General features: G+C 68.2%; 31 protein-coding genes. 26 read left to right on the forward strand and 5 right to left on the reverse strand.

Annotated features, from left to right (window positions below):
• Nucleotide 1 precedes the first annotated feature (1 nt).
• The gene (locus tag KXC43_RS03155) at nucleotides 2-1,396 is read right to left on the reverse strand and encodes an MFS transporter (protein WP_221374315.1); all 1,395 of its coding nucleotides are present in this window, start codon (nucleotides 1,394-1,396) and stop codon (nucleotides 2-4) included.
• Nucleotides 1,397-1,479: 83 nt separating this feature from the next.
• On the opposite strand from KXC43_RS03155, the gene KXC43_RS03160 reads away from it, so the two are divergent.
• From KXC43_RS03160 to KXC43_RS03170, 3 genes are all read left to right on the forward strand, one after another.
• Nucleotides 1,480-2,409, forward strand: coding sequence for a M56 family metallopeptidase (locus tag KXC43_RS03160; protein ID WP_221374316.1), 930 nt, complete (start codon nucleotides 1,480-1,482; stop codon nucleotides 2,407-2,409).
• Between the two features lie 29 nt (nucleotides 2,410-2,438).
• Nucleotides 2,439-3,119 carry a SprT-like domain-containing protein gene (locus KXC43_RS03165; protein ID WP_308128944.1) on the forward strand — a complete coding sequence of 227 codons (681 nt, stop codon included), beginning with the start codon at nucleotides 2,439-2,441 and terminating at the stop codon, nucleotides 3,117-3,119.
• 183 nt (nucleotides 3,120-3,302) lie between these two features.
• On the forward strand, nucleotides 3,303-4,304 hold the full coding sequence (locus KXC43_RS03170) for a hypothetical protein (RefSeq protein WP_221374318.1): 1,002 nt from the start codon (nucleotides 3,303-3,305) through the stop codon (nucleotides 4,302-4,304).
• Between the two features lie 4 nt (nucleotides 4,305-4,308).
• Here the strand turns inward: KXC43_RS03170 and KXC43_RS03175 are convergent, their stop codons facing one another.
• Nucleotides 4,309-5,283, reverse strand: coding sequence for a hypothetical protein (locus KXC43_RS03175; protein WP_221374319.1), 975 nt, complete (start codon nucleotides 5,281-5,283; stop codon nucleotides 4,309-4,311).
• Between the two features lie 134 nt (nucleotides 5,284-5,417).
• Here KXC43_RS03175 and KXC43_RS03180 point away from each other — a divergent pair, with 134 nt between their 5' ends.
• Nucleotides 5,418-6,809, forward strand: a complete 1,392-nt coding sequence (locus tag KXC43_RS03180) for a tyrosine-type recombinase/integrase (RefSeq protein WP_221374320.1) — start codon at nucleotides 5,418-5,420, stop codon at nucleotides 6,807-6,809.
• Here KXC43_RS03180 and KXC43_RS03185 read toward each other — a convergent pair.
• Entirely contained in the window at nucleotides 6,736-7,200 is a 465-nt protein-coding gene (locus tag KXC43_RS03185; RefSeq protein ID WP_221374321.1) for a hypothetical protein, read from the reverse strand. The two genes, KXC43_RS03180 and KXC43_RS03185, sit on opposite strands and share 74 nt — an antisense overlap.
• 135 nt (nucleotides 7,201-7,335) lie before the next feature.
• Here KXC43_RS03185 and KXC43_RS03190 point away from each other — a divergent pair, with 135 nt between their 5' ends.
• Nucleotides 7,336-7,605, forward strand: a complete 270-nt coding sequence (locus KXC43_RS03190) for a helix-turn-helix domain-containing protein (RefSeq protein WP_221374322.1) — start codon at nucleotides 7,336-7,338, stop codon at nucleotides 7,603-7,605.
• Here the strand turns inward: KXC43_RS03190 and KXC43_RS03195 are convergent.
• A complete protein-coding gene (locus tag KXC43_RS03195) occupies nucleotides 7,554-7,889 on the reverse strand; it encodes a hypothetical protein (RefSeq protein WP_221374323.1) in 336 nt (111 codons plus the stop codon). The genes KXC43_RS03190 and KXC43_RS03195 overlap by 52 nt on opposite strands.
• 107 nt (nucleotides 7,890-7,996) lie before the next feature.
• Here KXC43_RS03195 and KXC43_RS03200 point away from each other — a divergent pair, with 107 nt between their 5' ends.
• From KXC43_RS03200 to KXC43_RS03250, 11 genes are all read left to right on the forward strand, one after another.
• Nucleotides 7,997-8,503, forward strand: a complete 507-nt coding sequence (locus tag KXC43_RS03200; RefSeq protein WP_221374324.1) for a GIY-YIG nuclease family protein — start codon at nucleotides 7,997-7,999, stop codon at nucleotides 8,501-8,503.
• Complete coding sequence (locus tag KXC43_RS03205; protein WP_221374325.1) at nucleotides 8,500-8,694, forward strand: hypothetical protein; 195 nt, start codon at nucleotides 8,500-8,502, stop codon at nucleotides 8,692-8,694. Before KXC43_RS03200 ends, KXC43_RS03205 begins: the two co-directional genes overlap by 4 nt.
• A 102-nt stretch (nucleotides 8,695-8,796) precedes the next feature.
• Nucleotides 8,797-8,967, forward strand: coding sequence for a hypothetical protein (locus KXC43_RS03210; protein ID WP_221374326.1), 171 nt, complete (start codon nucleotides 8,797-8,799; stop codon nucleotides 8,965-8,967).
• The gene (locus KXC43_RS03215; protein WP_221374327.1) at nucleotides 8,964-9,644 is read left to right on the forward strand and encodes a DNA cytosine methyltransferase; all 681 of its coding nucleotides are present in this window, start codon (nucleotides 8,964-8,966) and stop codon (nucleotides 9,642-9,644) included. Before KXC43_RS03210 ends, KXC43_RS03215 begins: the two co-directional genes overlap by 4 nt.
• Nucleotides 9,641-9,910, forward strand: coding sequence for a hypothetical protein (locus tag KXC43_RS03220; RefSeq protein WP_221374328.1), 270 nt, complete (start codon nucleotides 9,641-9,643; stop codon nucleotides 9,908-9,910). Before KXC43_RS03215 ends, KXC43_RS03220 begins: the two co-directional genes overlap by 4 nt.
• Nucleotides 9,911-9,956: 46 nt before the next feature.
• The gene (locus tag KXC43_RS03225; RefSeq protein WP_221374329.1) at nucleotides 9,957-10,307 is read left to right on the forward strand and encodes a hypothetical protein; all 351 of its coding nucleotides are present in this window, start codon (nucleotides 9,957-9,959) and stop codon (nucleotides 10,305-10,307) included.
• Nucleotides 10,304-10,684, forward strand: a complete 381-nt coding sequence (locus KXC43_RS03230) for a hypothetical protein (RefSeq protein WP_221374330.1) — start codon at nucleotides 10,304-10,306, stop codon at nucleotides 10,682-10,684. Before KXC43_RS03225 ends, KXC43_RS03230 begins: the two co-directional genes overlap by 4 nt.
• A complete protein-coding gene (locus KXC43_RS03235; RefSeq protein ID WP_221374331.1) occupies nucleotides 10,681-11,223 on the forward strand; it encodes an HAD family hydrolase in 543 nt (180 codons plus the stop codon). Before KXC43_RS03230 ends, KXC43_RS03235 begins: the two co-directional genes overlap by 4 nt.
• On the forward strand, nucleotides 11,220-11,486 hold the full coding sequence (locus KXC43_RS03240) for a hypothetical protein (RefSeq protein WP_221374332.1): 267 nt from the start codon (nucleotides 11,220-11,222) through the stop codon (nucleotides 11,484-11,486). Before KXC43_RS03235 ends, KXC43_RS03240 begins: the two co-directional genes overlap by 4 nt.
• Nucleotides 11,479-11,844: a hypothetical protein gene (locus KXC43_RS03245; protein ID WP_221374333.1), complete on the forward strand. Its 366-nt coding sequence runs from the start codon at nucleotides 11,479-11,481 to the stop codon at nucleotides 11,842-11,844. The genes KXC43_RS03240 and KXC43_RS03245 overlap by 8 nt, the downstream gene beginning before the upstream one ends.
• Nucleotides 11,841-12,068 (forward strand): hypothetical protein, encoded by a 228-nt coding sequence (locus KXC43_RS03250; RefSeq protein WP_221374334.1) that lies wholly within the window; start codon nucleotides 11,841-11,843, stop codon nucleotides 12,066-12,068. Before KXC43_RS03245 ends, KXC43_RS03250 begins: the two co-directional genes overlap by 4 nt.
• A 4-nt stretch (nucleotides 12,069-12,072) precedes the next feature.
• Here the strand turns inward: KXC43_RS03250 and KXC43_RS03255 are convergent, their stop codons facing one another.
• Nucleotides 12,073-12,255 carry a type II toxin-antitoxin system Phd/YefM family antitoxin gene (locus tag KXC43_RS03255; protein ID WP_221374335.1) on the reverse strand — a complete coding sequence of 61 codons (183 nt, stop codon included), beginning with the start codon at nucleotides 12,253-12,255 and terminating at the stop codon, nucleotides 12,073-12,075.
• 198 nt (nucleotides 12,256-12,453) lie between these two features.
• Between KXC43_RS03255 and KXC43_RS03260 the strand changes: the two genes are divergently transcribed.
• From KXC43_RS03260 to KXC43_RS03305, 10 genes are all read left to right on the forward strand, one after another.
• On the forward strand, nucleotides 12,454-13,236 hold the full coding sequence (locus tag KXC43_RS03260) for a BRO-N domain-containing protein (RefSeq protein WP_255643336.1): 783 nt from the start codon (nucleotides 12,454-12,456) through the stop codon (nucleotides 13,234-13,236).
• A gap of 348 nt (nucleotides 13,237-13,584) precedes the next feature.
• Nucleotides 13,585-13,824, forward strand: coding sequence for a hypothetical protein (locus KXC43_RS03265; RefSeq protein WP_221374336.1), 240 nt, complete (start codon nucleotides 13,585-13,587; stop codon nucleotides 13,822-13,824).
• Nucleotides 13,821-14,006 carry a hypothetical protein gene (locus tag KXC43_RS03270; protein ID WP_221374337.1) on the forward strand — a complete coding sequence of 62 codons (186 nt, stop codon included), beginning with the start codon at nucleotides 13,821-13,823 and terminating at the stop codon, nucleotides 14,004-14,006. Before KXC43_RS03265 ends, KXC43_RS03270 begins: the two co-directional genes overlap by 4 nt.
• Nucleotides 14,003-14,380, forward strand: coding sequence for a hypothetical protein (locus KXC43_RS03275; protein ID WP_221374338.1), 378 nt, complete (start codon nucleotides 14,003-14,005; stop codon nucleotides 14,378-14,380). The genes KXC43_RS03270 and KXC43_RS03275 overlap by 4 nt, the downstream gene beginning before the upstream one ends.
• Nucleotides 14,377-15,210 (forward strand): PD-(D/E)XK nuclease-like domain-containing protein, encoded by an 834-nt coding sequence (locus KXC43_RS03280; protein WP_221374339.1) that lies wholly within the window; start codon nucleotides 14,377-14,379, stop codon nucleotides 15,208-15,210. Before KXC43_RS03275 ends, KXC43_RS03280 begins: the two co-directional genes overlap by 4 nt.
• The gene (locus KXC43_RS03285) at nucleotides 15,210-15,914 is read left to right on the forward strand and encodes an ERF family protein (RefSeq protein ID WP_221374340.1); all 705 of its coding nucleotides are present in this window, start codon (nucleotides 15,210-15,212) and stop codon (nucleotides 15,912-15,914) included. The genes KXC43_RS03280 and KXC43_RS03285 overlap by 1 nt, the downstream gene beginning before the upstream one ends.
• On the forward strand, nucleotides 15,911-16,351 hold the full coding sequence (locus KXC43_RS03290) for a hypothetical protein (protein WP_221374341.1): 441 nt from the start codon (nucleotides 15,911-15,913) through the stop codon (nucleotides 16,349-16,351). The genes KXC43_RS03285 and KXC43_RS03290 overlap by 4 nt, the downstream gene beginning before the upstream one ends.
• 89 nt (nucleotides 16,352-16,440) lie before the next feature.
• Nucleotides 16,441-16,842, forward strand: a complete 402-nt coding sequence (locus KXC43_RS03295; protein WP_221374342.1) for a hypothetical protein — start codon at nucleotides 16,441-16,443, stop codon at nucleotides 16,840-16,842.
• A gap of 1 nt (nucleotide 16,843) precedes the next feature.
• Complete coding sequence (locus KXC43_RS03300) at nucleotides 16,844-16,987, forward strand: hypothetical protein (RefSeq protein WP_221374343.1); 144 nt, start codon at nucleotides 16,844-16,846, stop codon at nucleotides 16,985-16,987.
• Entirely contained in the window at nucleotides 16,987-17,232 is a 246-nt protein-coding gene (locus tag KXC43_RS03305; RefSeq protein ID WP_221374344.1) for a hypothetical protein, read from the forward strand. Before KXC43_RS03300 ends, KXC43_RS03305 begins: the two co-directional genes overlap by 1 nt.
• The last annotated feature ends 5 nt before the right edge of the window (nucleotides 17,233-17,237 follow it).

Consider the following 17,237-nt stretch of genomic DNA (forward strand, 5'->3'; position numbering starts at 1 on the left):
GTCAGCCGCTGACGGCAACGGTGTCGGGGGCCTGTGTGTAGCGCTTGCTCAGGCGGCGGTAGGGGCGGCTTCGCAGGGCGATGACGGTGGCGATCAGGCCGGCTATTCCGGTGAGGACGAAGACCAGCGCCAGGCCGCGGGCAGGGCCGGTGCCGAACCAGTCGCCGATCAGGCGGGCCCCGGCGCCGTCGGTCATGTACGGGATGAAGACGAACTGGGCGACCGGGGCGATCAGGAACGCCGTCAAGGGTGACGCCGCCTGTTCGACGCTCTGGGCGAAGCCGAACACGCGGCCCTGACGCTCGTAGGGGACGACCTTCTGCAGGATCGTCTGCTCGGCGGCCTCGGCGTACGGCACCACCAGCATGTACAGGTACAGGCCGACGGTCAGCCAGACGACCGAGTCGCGCAGGGGGAAGAGCAGGGTCACCGTCCAGCAGACGATGTTGATCAGCAGGAGGAGGCGGACCGGGTTGCGGCCCAGGCCGGTCCGCGAGATCAGCAGGCCGCCGACGATGAACCCCGTGCTCAGGACGCCCCACAGCAGACCCCAGCCCTGCACCGACATCATCGACAGGCCGTACGCGTCGAGCAGCGCCATGAAGATGCCGCCGAGCAGGTTGTTGAAGGCCGAGAAGATGATCAGCGCGGTCAGGCCGGGCACCTGGGCGATGACCCGTATCGTGCCGCGGAGGTCGATGTTGCTGACGGTGGCGTCGCCGGAGGCGGGCTCGCCGGTTGCCGCCGTGACCTTCGCGGGCTGGGCGGGCGCTGCGGCTGCCTCGGTCAGGCCGGTCGGGACCCGTACGAGACCCAGGTGCACGATCGACAGGCCGAGCACGACCAGGGCCACCACGAGCACCCAGAACATGCCGCCCAGCGCCACCAGCAGGCCGCTGATCACCGAGGTGACCAGGAACGACACCCCGGAGGCGGTGCCGACCAGGCCGTTCGCGCGGTCCCGCGTGTCCTCCTCGATGAGCGCCGTCACCATCGTGGGCAGGGCGATCGTACGGATGTTGCCCGCGATGACCCCGACCATGAGCAGCACGATCAAGATCCAGAGGGTCACGCTCGCCGGGTCCCGGAACTCCTCGCGCGGGGTCACCTGGTAGAGGACCAGCGCCACCACGTACAGCGTCAAGGACACCCCGGCCGAGATCTGCATCATCAGCTTCTTGGGGCGGTGGTCGACCAGGCTGCCGAACCAGATGCCGGTCAGAGCGGTGAGGACCAGGAAGATGCCCGAGATGACGCCGGTGGCGAAGACCGAGCGGGTTTCGATGTACGTGTAGAAGGTGATCGCGAACCAGACCGTGAAGTTGGTGACCGACACGAGCAGGGTGTTGACCAGCAGTTGGTAGAAGACGCGCACATGACCTTGGATGACCCCCATGGCGTCGACCTTATGACTTCAAGCACGCTTCAGGTCCACCGCGCGGGGTGTGAGACTGGGGTGCTCCGCGTGAGGGAGGGGACATGTTCGACCACTTCGTGGTCTCCGTTGTGGTTTGTCCGGTGCTGGTGGCCCTGGCGGTCCGGTGGCTGGCCGACCGGCTGCGCCCGGAGGCTGCGGTCACCGTCCTGGTCCTCTCGATCGTCACCGCCTCGGCCGCCTGCCTGGTCAGCCTGGCCGCGTTCGCCCTCAAGGCCGTGGCCGAGGTGCACGCGGTCGGGCTCTGGCTGGGTTACTCGGACGCGGTCGTGCGAGCCGACACCGAACGCGAGCCGTGGGTGTCCGTCCTGTCGGCGTCGCTGTTCGTGGCCGCCGTCGCCGGCCTGGTCCGTGTCTGGCGCCTGCACCGGCGCGAGATGAACGTCACCCGCGAGTTCCGGGGCCTGCCCGTCGACGCCGACCGGGTCACGATGATCGACGACGCGCGGGTGGAGGCGTTCGCCGTGCCCGGCCCGCCCGGCCGGGTCGTGGTGACCACCGGCATGCGGTCGGTCCTCGACGACCAGCAGTACGGTGCTCTGCTGGCCCACGAGCGAGCCCACCTCGAATCCCGGCACCACGCTCTGGTGCTGTTCGCTCGGCTGGCCGCGGCCGTGCATCCGGTCTTCTGGGGACTGACCAGGCGCATCGACTTCCTGGTCGAGCGGGCCGCCGACGAGCGCGCGGCCGAACAACTCGGCGACCGCCGCGTGGTGGCCCGCGCGATCGGCGCCGCCGCCCGAAGCGCCTCGGAGGCCCGGCTCGGCCTGTCGATGGCGCCCGGCCGGCGCGACCTGCGCGGCGCCGGCGTGGTCCCCCGCCGGGTGGCGTCGCTGCTCGCGCCTCGCTACGCCGCCCGCCTGATGACGCTGGTCGCCGTGCCGGTCGCCGTCGCCGCCGGCTCGGTAATCTGGACCGGCGAGTGCGTGGCCGACCTCGGTCAACTGCTCTACGCAGCGGGCATGCTGCACTGAACCGTGAAACTGGAGCAACGGACGTGGACGTGGCCGAAGCGAGGGAACTCGCCACCGACCTGATGAACAAGCACGGTCTGACCGGCTGGCGCCTGATCTTCGACAACGCCCGCACCCGGGCCGGGGTGTGCCGCTACGACCGGAAGCAGATCGGCCTCTCCCGGGTCCTGACCGCCCTGCACTCCGCCGAGCAGGTGACCGACACGATCCTGCACGAGATCGCCCACGCGCTGACCGGCCCAGGCCACGGCCACGACCGGGTGTGGCGCGCTACCGCGAAACGCCTCGGCTGCTCACCGACGCGGTGCATACCCGCGGACGCGCCCCGGGTCGAGGGCGCCTGGGAGGGAAGCTGCCCGGCCGGCCACCGGGTGACGGCCCACCGGCAGCCCATCCGGGTCCGTTCCTGCCCGAACTGTTCCCCCGGCTTCGACCTGGCCGCCCGCTACACCTGGACCCGCAGCGGCCGTCCGGCGCCGATGCACCCTCGCTACGAGAGTGAACTGGCCCGCCTGCTGCAGCAACCCCCGCCACAGGCAGCAGCGCCGGTCCGGGTCGGCGAGCGGGTCCGGCTGACCGGCGCCGGCAAGTACCACGGCCTCACCGGCACCGTCCTGAAGCGGGGACGCAGCCGCTACCAGGTACGGACAGCGGTGGGTCTGCTGAGCGCACCCTTCACCGCAGTGCAACCTCTGACGACGGACGCTTAGCAGCGCCGCGGGATTCACCCCACAGCCATCGACGCCGGTATCGACGATGGGCGCGGCCAAGGCGACCCATCCCTTCGCCCGCCGCACGGTCCGACGCGTCGCCAACTCGACACACCGCGGGGGTTGTGGAAAGCCTGTCGAGGGAGTCACATGGATGTTCCTTCTCCCCGGCAGGACGCATGGATGCGAAACCCTGACATTGCGATCGACGTCGAATGCGCCGATGCGTTTGCCCGCCCGGCCGACGTCCTTGCGCTGAAGTACGCGCAATACGGCTACGGCGTGGATCGCGCGGCCGCGACGCGTCTGACGCTGGACGACGATCGGCTACCCGCTGTGGGTGAGCACCTCGTTGTTCAAAGCCGTGGCCGGTTGTTGGCGCGCACCGTGCTGTTCCTGGGCGTGCCTCCGATCGAGGATTTCGACTACCGGGACATCCGCAGCATCGGCGAGCGGGCGCTTACCGTGGCCGCCGCGGAATGCCCCGAGGCCCGGGACATTGTCATGACCATCCATGGTCCCGGTTTCGGCCTGGACGAGGCCGAGGCGTTCGAATCGCAGCTCGCCGGTGTCTTCGACGCGTTGACCGCGCGCACAATGCCGGCGGCCCTTCGATCGGTCGTCTTCGTCGACCGCGACGAACGCCGGGCCGAACGGCTACGAGCGGCCCTCCGGCGCATCGTCCCCTCGCACAGCGTCTCGGCCCGCTCCCCGTTCGCCACCCCGGGCATCGCTTCGCGGACGGCTCGCCATCTGCGTTCGGTCGGCTATGACACGTCACAGAAGGAGCGCGCCTTCGTGGCCATGCCGTTCGCCGACGAGTTCATCGACGTCTTCCACTTCGGCATCGCGGATCCGATCCGGCGGACCGGGCTGATCTGCGAACGCATGGACGAGGTTCAGTTCGTCGGCGACGTCGTGGCCAAGATGACTTCGAAGATCGCGGACGCGCGAGTGGTCGTGGCCGACCTGACCGGGGCCAATCCGAACGTCTACCTGGAAGTCGGCTACGCGTGGGGGCGCAACGTGCCCACGGTGTTGCTGTGCCGGGACTCGGACGAGGTCAAGTTCGACGTTCAAGGCCATCGGTGCCTGCGCTACAAGAACATCAAGGACCTCGCCGACCAACTGGGCGACACGCTCACGGCGCTGGTCGGCCCGGCCGTCGTGCAGCGCGGCGCCTGAGGCATCAGGCCGACGTCCAGAACAGGGCTCGGGCGAACTGGGCGTAGAGACCCTTGGGGTGGGCTCGGAACAGGGGTTCGGTGCCGAAGAGGACGGCCCGGCTGCCGGCGGCGGTCGTGCCGGAGATCACCGATGCCTGGCCCGCGGCCTGGTCGGGGCCGGCGACGCCGGGCGACGTGGGCTGCCAATGGCCGGCGACCAGGGGGTCCGTCGCCGCGTAGCGCTGTTCGACGTTGAAGCCGGTGCCGGTGAACCAGAGCGGCGAGTAGACGAAGGAGTTCGGCAGGGAGCCGGCGCCGACCACCGGGCCCGGGTTGTCGACGGCCACCACGCCGTTCGCGTCGCCGCGGCCGGTGACTGCGGTGGCGGGCAGCAGGGCGGCTGCGGTGTTGAAGGCGGCCCCGGTGGCGCCTCTGGTCACCACGCCGCCGCCCGCGGCCAGGAAGGCGTCGACCGTGGCCCTGCCGGTGGCGTTCAGCTGGGTGTAGTTGAGGCCCGACGAGACGATCAGCGTGTCGACGCCGGTGAGCGTGGCGCCGCCGTTGAGCAGGGCGGTCGAGACCGGCTGCACGTCGAAACCCATCTCCCGCAGGACGAACAGCTCGTCGGCGGCGACCGCGGCGGCCAGGGCCGGCTTGGCGAAGGGAGCGCCGGCGGGGGCACGGCGAGCGGCCTCGAAGCGTACGCCGTGAAGGTCGGCCACCTCCTCGGCCTGGCGCCGTGCCGAGGCCGGAACCACGACCGTGGCCGCTCCGGTCCGGGTCAGCTTGATGTTCCGGTCGAGCAGGGCGTTCACAGCCCGTACGTCGGAGCCGTCGCTCAGGGTGAGGGCGAGATCCTGACCCCGACCGGCGGTGACCGTGCCGGTGCCGGTGGCGGCCGACACCGGCACGGAAGCGACCCGAGGCGCGGCGAAGCGGCTGATGTCGACGGGGGCACCCCAGAGCAGGCGGTGGCTCCAGCCGGAGATGTCGTACATCTTCAGGGAGCAGATTCTGACCTGCGAAGATGCAGGTCAGCCCTGGTGATCTCGACCGTGTACGACCAAACAGAGTCCAGGAATGACCGTGTGGATGCATCCAGGGATGCAGTCGTTTCCGGTAGCGTCCCCGCATGGCGACGATCCAACGGCGCGGCGACGCTTACCGAGTGTGGTGGAGGCTCGGCGGGTCCAGCGCCGGCGCCGCCCAGTCGTGCACCTTCCGCGGGCCAACCCCTGAGGATGCCCTCGAGGTGGCCGAGCTCGCCCACGAGTTGCTGAAGGCCCGCAACCATGACATGACCCGCCCCGAGCTGTACGCCGCCATCCTCGGTGAAGACACCGGCGCCAGCTCGGCGACGCCGACGGTGAAGCAGTGGGTCGACACGTGGCTAGCCGAGCTGGGAAACCGGGCCGACCTGGACCCTGAATCGATCCGCCGCTACCGGCGCGACCTCATGTTGCGGGTGGTCCCGTGGATGGGGCACCTGCGCGTGTCCGATGTCACCCCGGACACGATCAAGCAATGGGTGGGATGGGTATCCGCCCAGCGGGCCACCAAGGGCAGCCGCAACAAAGTCCTCACCGACCGGACAATCTCGGCTCAGACCGTTCGGAACATCTTCGACACGCTGCACCACTGCCTCGGAGCTGCTGTTCCCCGCTGGATCGCGGTGAACCCTGCGGCCCGGCCCGCAGGCGCGCGCCGGAACCCGGCGGGTTTGCCGAAGGTGGAGAAGCACGACGCCATCTATTTGACTCATGAGGAACGCGAGCTGATCCTCGCGCACTGCCGGCCGCTGGTCCGCAGCATGATGCTGGCGGCCCTGGCGACGGGGATGCGGATCGGTGAGTTGATTGCGTTGCGGGTCGAGGACGTTCATCTGCACGGGGCGGGTGGGGTGGTGAAGGTGCGCCGGACACTGAAGTCCGGGCCGCGCCGGGGCGGTCGACGGTTCGGGCCGCCGAAGTCTGCTGCTGGGCGCCGGGACATCACCGTCGGGGTTACCGGTTCGCGGGTGCTGCGGGAACAGGTAGCCGGGAAGCGTCCGGCCGATCACGTGTTCACGGCGCCACAAGGCGGGATCTGCGATCCGTCGACGTTGCGGAACAACTACTGGCGTCAGGCGATCGCGGCGGCGCAGCGGTGTGCTGAGCATCCCCCACCGGAGCCACCGAAGCCGTCCAAGGGGGTGCGCCGGCACCTGCGGGTGGATGAGGTGTCGACGTGCGCGTGCGAGTCACGGCTGCACCGGACGCCCAGGTTCCACGATCTTCGGCACAGTCATGCTTCGGACCTGATCGGGGCGGGCTGGTCGGCGAAGAAGATCCAAGTGCGGTTGGGTCACAGCAACTACTTGTTGACCATGAACACCTATGGTCATCTGTTCAACACCGGCGACGAGGGCGAGTTGCACGCAGTGGACACACTGCTGCTGCCGGACCGCCCGGTTACTGCTGCTCGGCGCGAGCCTGCGCGATCAGTTCATCGGCGTACTGCTCGCCGACGCGTTGCTGCTCGATGATTACCGCGCGCACGATCTTGGCTTTCTGTGCGTCGGTGAGGCTGGGGTCGTTCATGATCCGGATAAGAGTGGTGTCGGCAGAGTCGTGACTGATGAAGGTCCCCCGCTTCGGGGCGCTTTCGGCGGGTGAGGCTGTTACAGGCTCGCCACCGTCGAGGATGATCCGGATGGCGCCGCGTGCCCATTGGAGGGTGTCTTCGATGCCGGCGTAGTTGGTTTCGGCGGTACGCCTGGTGGCTTCCTCCAAGCCGATCCAGGTGTCGCGGGCGACGCGAGTCTGTGCTGCTGCGGCTCGGACGCTCAAGCCCAGCTCAAGGCGTCGGGTGCGAACTGCATCGGCTAGACGGCGGCGGTTGTCGGCGTCTTGGGGGGTGGTGTCAGCGGCGCTCACGGTGCCCATCTTGTCAGTCCCCGTTCGTCTCACAAAGTCTAACCCGATCTAGAACGGTATAGATACTGGTCGAACTAGGCCACGTTAGCATGTCGCGGGTTGTCGAGAGTTGTCTTGTTCGGTAGGGTTCTTTGCATGCCGAAGGACACCACAGCTGAACCGGCTGGCGTTGAGATCGACGGCGTCAAGCTCCGCATCAAGCGCAAGTACAGCGGCCGGACCATGGCTGACCTTGCGGCGCAGTGCGGTGTTCACGTCACCCACGTCAGCCTCCTCGAACGAGGCAAACGCAACCCGAGCCCACCGCTGTTCGTCCGCCTGTGCGATGCGCTCGCCATCCCCGCGGACGAGCGCTACACGCTGCTCACCAAGGACGCCCAGCGCAGAGTCAAGGCCGCGGCATGAAGCCCGGCGCTGGCGAGCCGGAACGAGCAGCCATGCTCCTTAACGAAGCCGCCCGGTTGCTTCATGAGGCGACCAATGAGCTCCGCGGCGTAGGTCACGGAGATGGCGTCGTCTACAGCCTTCCCGAGGTGGCAGAGCGCACCGGCTTCGCCCTGCGCCAGCTCACCCTCGACTGCCGTGCAGGCATTCTCGAACACACCAAGCGTGGCGACTTCCGCGGGATGACCCCCCGGCAACTGGAACTCCTTGTCTCCCGTCATGCAGAAGGCGGCGACCTTGCTCACCGCAACCTTGGGCGCAGCGCAAGCAACGGATTAGCGCAGGCCCTAGAGATGACTCGCCACTCGGGCGCCAGTCGGACAACTCCGCGCAACCGCCGGAACGCAGTCGCATGAACGGCATCTACAGCGTCGATCACCCGTTGCCGCCACACGTCTGGCTTCGCGGCTACACCGGCAAGTGGCTGCACCTTGTGGATCACTCGTACCCCGGCCACTACACCGGCAACGAGATGCGTGGGGCCGCTGCATTGTGCGGCGCTTGGATCACCAACTGCGAGGTGTCCATCGATCCGCCGAAGGACATGGAGGGGTGCGACGACTGCATCCTGGCCGACATCCTCGAGCCGACGGTGTACCGGTTCTTCGACGCGCAAGGTCGCCTGCTCTACGTCGGTTGCAGCGAGAACGTGCTTAAGCGCTTCCGCCGGCACAGTCGCCCATATTCGAAGTCGGCCGCTTGGTGGCCGCTCCAGGTCCGTCATTCGTTGACGACCTACCCAAACCTCGTCGTAGCCCTCGCCGCCGAATTGCACGCGATCGCGACCGAGAGTCCGCTCTACAACAGGCAGGCTGTGGCCCGAGTAAGGCGTGTCGCACTCGCAGGGGCCGCCGCATGACCCCCGCGACGATCCAGCCCCTGCCCGGCGGTAAGGCCGTCCTGTCGTTCCGCGGCGTGGAGCAGACCTTCGACAACACCCCAGCCGCCCTTGCTGAGGTCCGTAAGCACCCGTGGATGACCGCCGAGGTGCTGCCGTTCCCGGCTCTGGCGCCGGACGTGCTGGCCGCCTCGCCGGCGCTGACTTCCTGAACGCGGAAGCCCCAGGCGTGCAGGCCCGGGGCTTCTCTTCCTGACCAACGCACTTTGACGAGGAAAGTGATGTTGACCGATATGAATGCTAGCCCGACGGCCGTGAAGACCACCAGCCGCACCCGACTCGATGGCACACCCATCACCCCGACGTGCACGATCCCGGTCAAGCGGTGCGGCTGCCTGGCCGGCGACGACTGCGAGTGCCTGGACATGGGCGACGACGTGTTCGCCGAACCGTTGTTCTGGGATCTGCGCGGGGTAGCCGCATGAAGCCGCGGCTGTTGGACCTCTTTTGCTGCGAGGGCGGCGCCGGGACTGGCTATGCCCGCGCTGGCTTCGACGTGGTCGGCGTGGACATCGACTCCCAGCCGCGCTACCCGTACGAATTCCACCAGGGCGACGCCTCGACGTGGTCGCTCGTTGGCTTCGACGCGGTGCATGCCTCCCCGCCGTGCGAGGACCATTCGGTGACGATGGCTTTCGGCCTGAACGATCGGGGCACGGGCTGGTTGCTGCCGCACACAGTGACCCGCCTGCGGGAGTCTGGCCTGCCGTTCGTGATTGAGAACGTGGAGAGCAAGGCCGTCCGGGCGCACATGCCCGGTGCGATCCGCCTGTGCGGGTCCATGTTCGGTCTTGGCGCTGAGGACTCGCGCGGCAACTGGCGGATCCTGCGGCGGCACCGCCTGTTCCTGACCTCGTTCCCGCTGCTTGTTCCGGCATGCACATGCCGCGGCCGACTGGTCGGCGGGGTGTACGGGCACGGCGAGCAGGGCGTGAATGGTGGCCGCGGGTATGGGTTTGCTGCTGACCGGGCCCGTGAGGCGATGGGTATGCCGTGGGCGAGCCGTGATGGCTGCACAGAAGGTATCCCGCCGGCGTACACCGAATTTCTGGGCGAGCGGCTGATGTCTGCTGTGCTCGAGCGTCGGGCGGTTGCCGCATGACCGCCCGCCGCTGGTGGTGGCTGCGCCTGTCCGCGGCGAAGCACATCCCAACGTGGGCGTCCGAAGAGCTCGGCGCGTTCCTCGCCGCCCGTGACGCTGACCGCCAGTCCCGGCTGATCGGTCCTCCCCCGCCGCCGGCCACCAAGCCGAAGAAGGCCGAGTGGTCTTTGGCCGACCGGCAGGACGATCCGGGCCTCAGCCAGTGGCGCGCCGTGCCGCGCCCTGATGCGACGCCGCGGATCTGGGACTCACTCCCCCATTCCTGATCTCCGTTCTTCCGAAATCCTTCCGTTCTCTTGCCTGGGGTGTTTCATGCCTTTCGATTCCCGTCTCGCCGACACCGGTGAGCTGACCGTTGACCTGCTGGAGTACCGCAAGCGTGGCCGGCACCGGTCGTCGGGCGCCAACCAGAACAAGACCGCCTACCAGCCGCGTCGGTATGCCGCCGAGACCGGCGAGTTGGCGAAGGTGGTCGAGCCGGCGCGACCGCTGGCCTTCAAGCCGCTGGTCGGCGAGGGCCCGACCGCGGTGATCCCGCTGCCCGAACCTGTCCCGTCCCCTGTGCTGCCGTCGCGGAAGCCGCGGGCGGCGTGGCTGGCCGAGTTGTGGACCAGCGCGCTGGCGACCGGCTTGAAGGCGCTGCGCCGGGGTGGTGCGGCGTGACCTTCGATGACGTGTTGACGTTCGTTGTCGTCCACGACGTGCCCCGCCTCGCCGTGTGGGGACTGCTGATGCTGGTCGCCGCGGTCACCTTGGTCGCGTTGGTGAAGTCGTTCGCCGCCGAGTGGGCCCGCACGGTTGGTGCCGGGTGGGCGTGGCTGCGCCTGCGGGTGCTGCTGCGGTGGCGGCGGACGAGCCTCGGGGCGGAGCGGTACGCGCGCCGCGTCATGGCCGATCTGGACCTGGACGTTGAGCTGCTGGTGCTGCTGGGCAACCCGCGGTACTCCGACCTGCACGGGCGCTGCTGCGGGGACCGGTTCGACACCGCGCACTGGCTGGACGACCAGCCGCTCGAGGGCGGCGAGGGCGGCAACCGGTGACTGACAAGCCAACGCCTGTGCTCTACCTCGACATCGACGGCACTGTCCGGCAGGGCAAGGACGACGCCCTCGGCCGTTTCGTCAACGGCCCCGAAGACGTCGTCGTCTTCCCGGAGGCGGTCGAGATGATGCGCCGGTGGAAGGCCGGCGGCGGCCGGATCATCGGCGTAAGCAACCAGGGCGGCATCGCCCTCGGCATCGTCGACGAGCGGCAGGTCGCCGCCGCCATGATGGAGACCCACCGGCAGGCCGGGCAACTCTTCGACAAGATGGCCTACTGCCGCCACCACCCGAACGCCGAACACCCAGAGATGGCTCGCTGCTGGTGCCGCAAGCCTAAGGCGGGGTTGCTGATCGAGTCGGCGCTAGACCTTGCCGCCCGACGGCCCGGCGAGATCTACCCGCCGTACATGGGGCTTATGGTCGGCGACCGGCCTGAGGACGCTGCGTGCGCTGAGGCGGCCGGCGTTGACTTCGAGGACGCCGTTGCGTGGCGCAGTCGAGCCTTTCGCTCTGAAGCGGGCGGTGATCCCCAATGACCGCCCCCCGCAACCAGAACGGCGGGCATTACCGGCGCCGGTTCGTCAACTGGAACGAGCGCCCGTCGAGTTCCCCGGCCGCGTTGAACGCTGCGAAGGACACGACGGAGACGGTCCGGAAGCTCAACGAGTGGCTGGACGAGCACCAGGCCGCGGGTGTGGTGTCCGAGGCGGTGGGGTTGTGCGCGGCTGAGGCCCGGCGTCAGGCCGCTCAAGCGGCGGCGCAGGCCGAGGGTTGGGGCGGCGGCGATCCCGGTGAGTGACACCCACGTGTGGCCGTCAAGCCGCACCCCGGAGCAGCAGGCTTTGGACAACGCACGGCAGGCGCAGATGTATCTGGGCCGTCTGGTGCAGCAGTTGAAGGGCGACGACAACCGGCCGACGCAGGCCCGTCTGCTGGACGCGGTGGGGTTGCTGGACCGGTTCGCCGACGGGGTGAAGGACGGGGAGATCAAGGTGGAGGCGGCCCCGTTGCCGCAGGCGCCGGTCCCGATGCGCCGGCCTGACCCGGAGCCGGAGCCTGCTGCTGTCCCTGCTGGCCCGCGGCATCGGGTCGGTGAGGGCCACACGGATCCGAACCTGCGGCGGCTGCGCGGCAACTCGGGCTGGCGGTCGCGGTGAGGTGGCTGGAGGATGCGGGCGCTGCTGTCCTGGCGTGGCCTGTGGTTCCGGCACTGGTTGTGGTGGCGGTGGGTGGTGTGGTGGTGGCCGGCGTCCGCAGCCGTCTGGTCGCGCGTAAACGGCGCCGGGTGTTGCGGGCGTGTGAGGACGCGGCGGCACCGCTGGTCAGCATTCCGGGGCAGCGGGGCGGGGAGCCGGTGGCGGAGACGCGGGAGCCGGGGTGATGACTCAGAGCTCGGTGGGCTCGCCCATCTTCTCGGCAGCCTCTCGGTACCACTCCATCGGCACGAGCACGGCAACGGTTTTGCCGTGACGAGTGAAGACGACGTGCGTGCCTGCGGTGACCAGTTCTACGACTGCCTTGAGGTCGCGCCGGAGTTCTTGGATGCCCTTGAGGACGCGCTTCGCCATGTCGTGATCGTACGGGTTTCTGTGCTGAGTTCTGTGACTCGCATCGGCGGTTGGGGGTGTCGCGGTGATCGTCACGGTTCGCACTCCTGAGTTATGTGACTTCTAGGTGCACTAGTTCTGTGACTTTTACTGTAAGCTGATGGCGACAGCAGGGCAACGCCTCGCTGGTCACCAATCCCGATCTTTGGAGGTTGGACGTTGTCCACCATCACCAGAGCATTCGAGTTCGGCGAGCACGAACTCCGCACCATCGTCATCGGCGGAGACCCTTGGTTCTTCGCCTCAGACATCACCTCAGCTCTTGCGCTGGGCAACCCACGTAGCTCCCTCGCTCTCCTCGACGAGGACGAGAAGGGCGTCCACACCATGGACACCCCCGGCGGGGAGCAGCAGGTCACCGTCGTCAACGAGCCGGGCATGTACTCGCTGATCCTTCGAAGCCGTAAAGCCGAGGCGAGGGTCTTCAAGCGCTGGGTGACGCACGAGGTTCTTCCCGCCATCCGCAAGACCGGCCGGTACGAAGACGAGAGCCGCGCCATCGTCGCGCTCGGCGCCGGCGACGACGAACAACGGCGAGCAACGGCGGCGCGCCTCGATCTCAGCGTCATTCAGGCCATGGGCGGCATTGTCGACCCGAAGTGGTGCGAGTCCCTGGCCCGCCACACCTGGGCGGTCTACAAAGGCGAGAAGCCCGAGATCGCCGCCGAGGACCGCCTGCTCATGGTCCAGCCGTACCTCGTCGAGCGTGGAGTCAGCAAGGCCGACATCGCTTCGATCGGTTCGGTGTTCGGCAAGCGCGTCAAGGCCGCCTACGTCGCTGAGTACAACCGCGAGCCCGAAGAGGTTCCGGCCCTGCTGAACGGCCGGGAGCGTCCGGTCAAGGGCTACTACGAGCGCGACCGGTTCCTGTTCGACGCGGTCTTCGACGAGTACTACACCCACCTCGTCGGCCCGCAGCAACTTGAGCTGGGTGCGGCGTGAGCGCCATCGGGCAGCTCTCTCCAGTGCTAGTTGACGATCTCGTTGACTTTCTCGATCAACTTGAGTGCCAGTTTTGGGCTTGCAAAGGCGTGCCCACCACTGATCCAGAGTCCATGGTGACCTGCTCCCGCTGCGTCATCTTGGGTCGCTTGCTCAACGAGACGAGCGGCGGCGAGCCCTCATGACCTCCCACTCCCCCGTCCCGCTCAAGTGCACCCCTGAGACGGCGGCGAACGTGCCCGACAACCCGTGCCGGCCGCCGGGGTCGAAGCCGCGCTGCGTGATCTGCCCGGCCAGCCCGAACTACCACCGCCGCGACGAGGCCGAGACTTCCGAAGGAAGGACCCAGTGAGCGACTTCAAGGTGAAAGCTGCTGACCGCAAGACGGTCGAGCGCTTCAACCGCGACAACCCGATCGGCACTCCGGTGCGGTACTGGCCGGGCGTCCGCTCAGGCGAAGGCCGACGTTCCACGACCCAAACGGCAGCGGAGGTGCTCTCCGGTCACACGCCGGTCGTCTGGCTCAACAACGTTTCGGGCTGCATCGCCTTGACGCACGTCGAGCCGATCGAAGGTGACGACCAGTGACCGACACCCTGCTCCCGATCTTCGTCCGTCACAGCTCCGACCCGTGGGCGGCGATGGAGACCAAGCTCGACCAGTGGGCCGCTGACCGGTGTGTGATCTGCGGCGAGTACGGCGACGGCCCGGAGTGTGCGACATGCACCGCGGGCTGGGATCGCAGCGTCGCAAGGTCGGTGGATCTGTGACCGCCGAGCTGCGCGTCATCCAGGTCACCCGGTACGGCTGCCCCTGCTGTCCCCGGACCGAGTCGAGCCGGAAACGCGCCCTTGAGCATGTCGACCGTTGCTGGGCGAACCCGGACAACCGGGGCTGCAAGACCTGCGAGCACTTCGAGCAGGACCCCGGCGAACCGGACGTCGGGCTGACCGGTGGTGAGTGGTGCGAATTGGGCGTCAGCCTCGCTGGGAAGCCGTGGCTCGCGCTGTGCCCGGCGCATACCGACCCTGACAACCCGTTCGGCAAGCCCGGCATCGATGACTGTCCTGACTGCATCACCAACGACAAGCCCGTGCCGCCCGGCCCGATCCTCCACTGCGACCTGTGGGAGGCCAACCGATGACCGCCGTCATGGAGCCGGCAGCCCTCGAAGGCATCGTCGACATGCCGGAGGACGATTACCACGCCCACCCGGCACTGTCGTTCTCCGGCGCGAAGAAGCTCCTGCACCCGTCCTGCCCGGCCCTCTACCGCCACAGCCAGGACAACCCGACCCCCCGTAAGCGCGAATTCGACCTGGGCCACGCTGCCCACAAGGTCGTCCTCGGTGAGGGCTCCGAGCTGCACGTGGTCGACGCCGGCAACTACCTGACAAAGAAGGCGCAGACCGAGCGCGACGCCGCGTACGACCGCGGCGACATCCCCGTCCTGCCGCGCGAGTTCGACCAGGTTCAGGCCATGGCGGCGAAGGTTCGGGAGCACCCGATCGCCGGCCCCCTTTTCTCCGGCCCCGGACTCGCCGAGCAGTCGCTGTTCTGGACCGACCCCGAGACGGGTGTGCCGTGCCGTGCCCGGCTGGACTGGCTGTCGCACCTGGTCGGCGACTACAAGACGAGCACCAGCGCCGAGCCGGGCCACATCGCGAAGAAGGTCGACGAGTTCGGCTACTACATGCAGGCCGACTGGTATCTGTCGGGCGCCGTCCACCTCGACCTGGTCGCCCCGGACGCCGAGTTCTGGTTCGTGTTCCAGGACAAGAACCCGCCCTACCTGGTGACCGTGGTCGACCTCGACGACGTCGCCTTGAAGATCGGCCACGAGCGCAACGTCCAGGCCCGCGAGATCTACCGCAGCTGCCTCGAGTCGGGCGTCTGGCCTGGCTACTCCAACACCGTCGAACGCATCTCGCTGCCCTACTACGCGCAGCGCCGCTACAGCGAGGGGATCTACTGATGACCACCGAGACCGTTCCCGCCGGCATCAACGCGGCGCTCGCTGACCTGCAGACCCAACTACCGCACATCGCCAAGAACAACAGGGCGGAGGTGCCCACCAAGTCCGGCGGCAAGTACACGTACCAGTACGCCGACCTGGCCGAGATCTCCCGCCAGCTGCTGCCCCTGCTCGGCAAGCTCGGCCTGTCATTCACCTCGCGCCCGACGATGGCCGGTGAGCAGTTGGTGCTGGTGTACGAGCTGCGGCACATCTCCGGCGAAATGATCGAGGGGATGTATCCCCTGCCCGGTCGTGGCACCCCGCAGGAGGTCGGGTCCGCTGTCACCTACGCGCGCCGGTACTGCCTGTGCGCCGTAACCGGCCTGGCGCCGGACAACGACGACGAGGACGCCGTGCTGGCCGAGGCCGCAGCCCGCCGCCAGAAGGTGGAACGGGTCGAGGAGAAGCTCGCCGCCCAGCAGCAGCCGCAGGAGCCGCGCATCAACGCCGAGCAGCTCAAGGACATGCAGGCGTTGTTTGTCAGCGCCGGCCTGGACGAGAAGGCCGAGAAGCTGGACTACGCGGTCGCGGTGGTCAAGCGCAAGGTGAAGTCGGCGACGGAGCTGACGCAGGCCGAGGCCGACCAGGTGATGGCGTCGCTGCGGCGGGCTGCCGAGAAGCGCGCTGAGAAGGTCGCTGAGCCTGTTGGCGCCGACCAGTGAGCCGGACCGACCACGGCGAACAGATGGAGTGGGACGACCCGTCCCTCTACGTCGACCCGCTGAGCCTGCTCGACGCGAAGCGGCACCACCAGTGGGCGGTCCGCGCAATGTTCGAGGCAGGGAAGGCGCTGAAGGCTGCTTCGTCGGCTGAGGCTGTCGCGGCGAAGGCGTACCAGATGGCGGTGTACGAGGCGACGCTGCACACGGATTGCCCACAGGTGCGGTCGGCCGGGGTGACGGTCGCCTACCGCGACGCTTGGATCGCCGACTGGATTCAGGCAAAGTACGGCGACCTGGAGTGGGACTACAAGACCGCGAAGATGACCCACCAGGCCGCGCAGGATCACGTCGGCGTGGTGAAGACGCTGGCGTATTCGATGGGTCAGCTCGGCAGTGTCGTCAAGCAGATCCACGGCGCGGTCGGGCTGGACCGATGAAGAAGACCCCGCTGACCCGCCGCACACCGCTCGAGACCCGCTCCGAGCTTCGGCGTACGGCCCTCAACCGATCCCCCGCCGCCGCTTCCGTGGCGCATGACCGCGCTAAGCGCTCGAATCAGCCCCGCCTGCGTACCGGCTATCCCATCCCGAAGAGCCTGCGTGCCGCCTTGGTCGCCCGTTCGGAGGGCTGGTGCGAGATCGCCACGTTGACCTGCACGGGCACCGCCACCGATTTGGCGCATCGCAAGAAGGTCGGCGCCGGCGGCAGAAAGGGCGAGGCAGCGAAGGCTCATCACGTGTTGTCGAACGCGTTGGCGGCCTGCAGGGCTTGTCACGGCCGCGGACATCTGATGCCCGCCGAGGCGTACCGCAACGGCTGGATGCTGCGCGAACACCAGAACCCGTTGAAGGAACCCGTCCTGCGCAGAGGCCGATGGGTCCTGCTTGACGACTCCGGCTCGATCGAACCCACGACCAAGGAGGACTGACATGAACGAACTGCTGCCCGCTCTTTCCGAGGCCGACCGCGACCTGCACGAGCTTGTCGTGGAGGCCGCCAGCGCCGAGACGGTGATGGACCTGCGTGAGGTCGAGTTCGACGACGACGCCTACGCGTACAGCGAGGTGGCGTGATGACCGCCTCCGACCAGCGCGTCCATGACGAGGTGCTCAAGCCGATCGTCGAGGACTACTACCGGTCGGCGAAGCTCGTCGGTGAGCTGATGTCTGTGCCCGTTCTCGAGGGCACGGCGACGGTGCTGGTTCATCGGGCGCGGATGGAGGCGTTGGCCGAATGCGGTAACCGGCTCGCGAACGTCCTCGGGGTGGCTGAGCCGCTGTGGGACGCCATGCTTGACCTGGCGGGGGTCGAGTGGTGACCGCC

The sequence above is a fragment of the Paractinoplanes polyasparticus genome, from assembly GCF_019710575.1.
GTDB lineage: Bacteria > Actinomycetota > Actinomycetes > Mycobacteriales > Micromonosporaceae > Actinoplanes > Actinoplanes polyasparticus.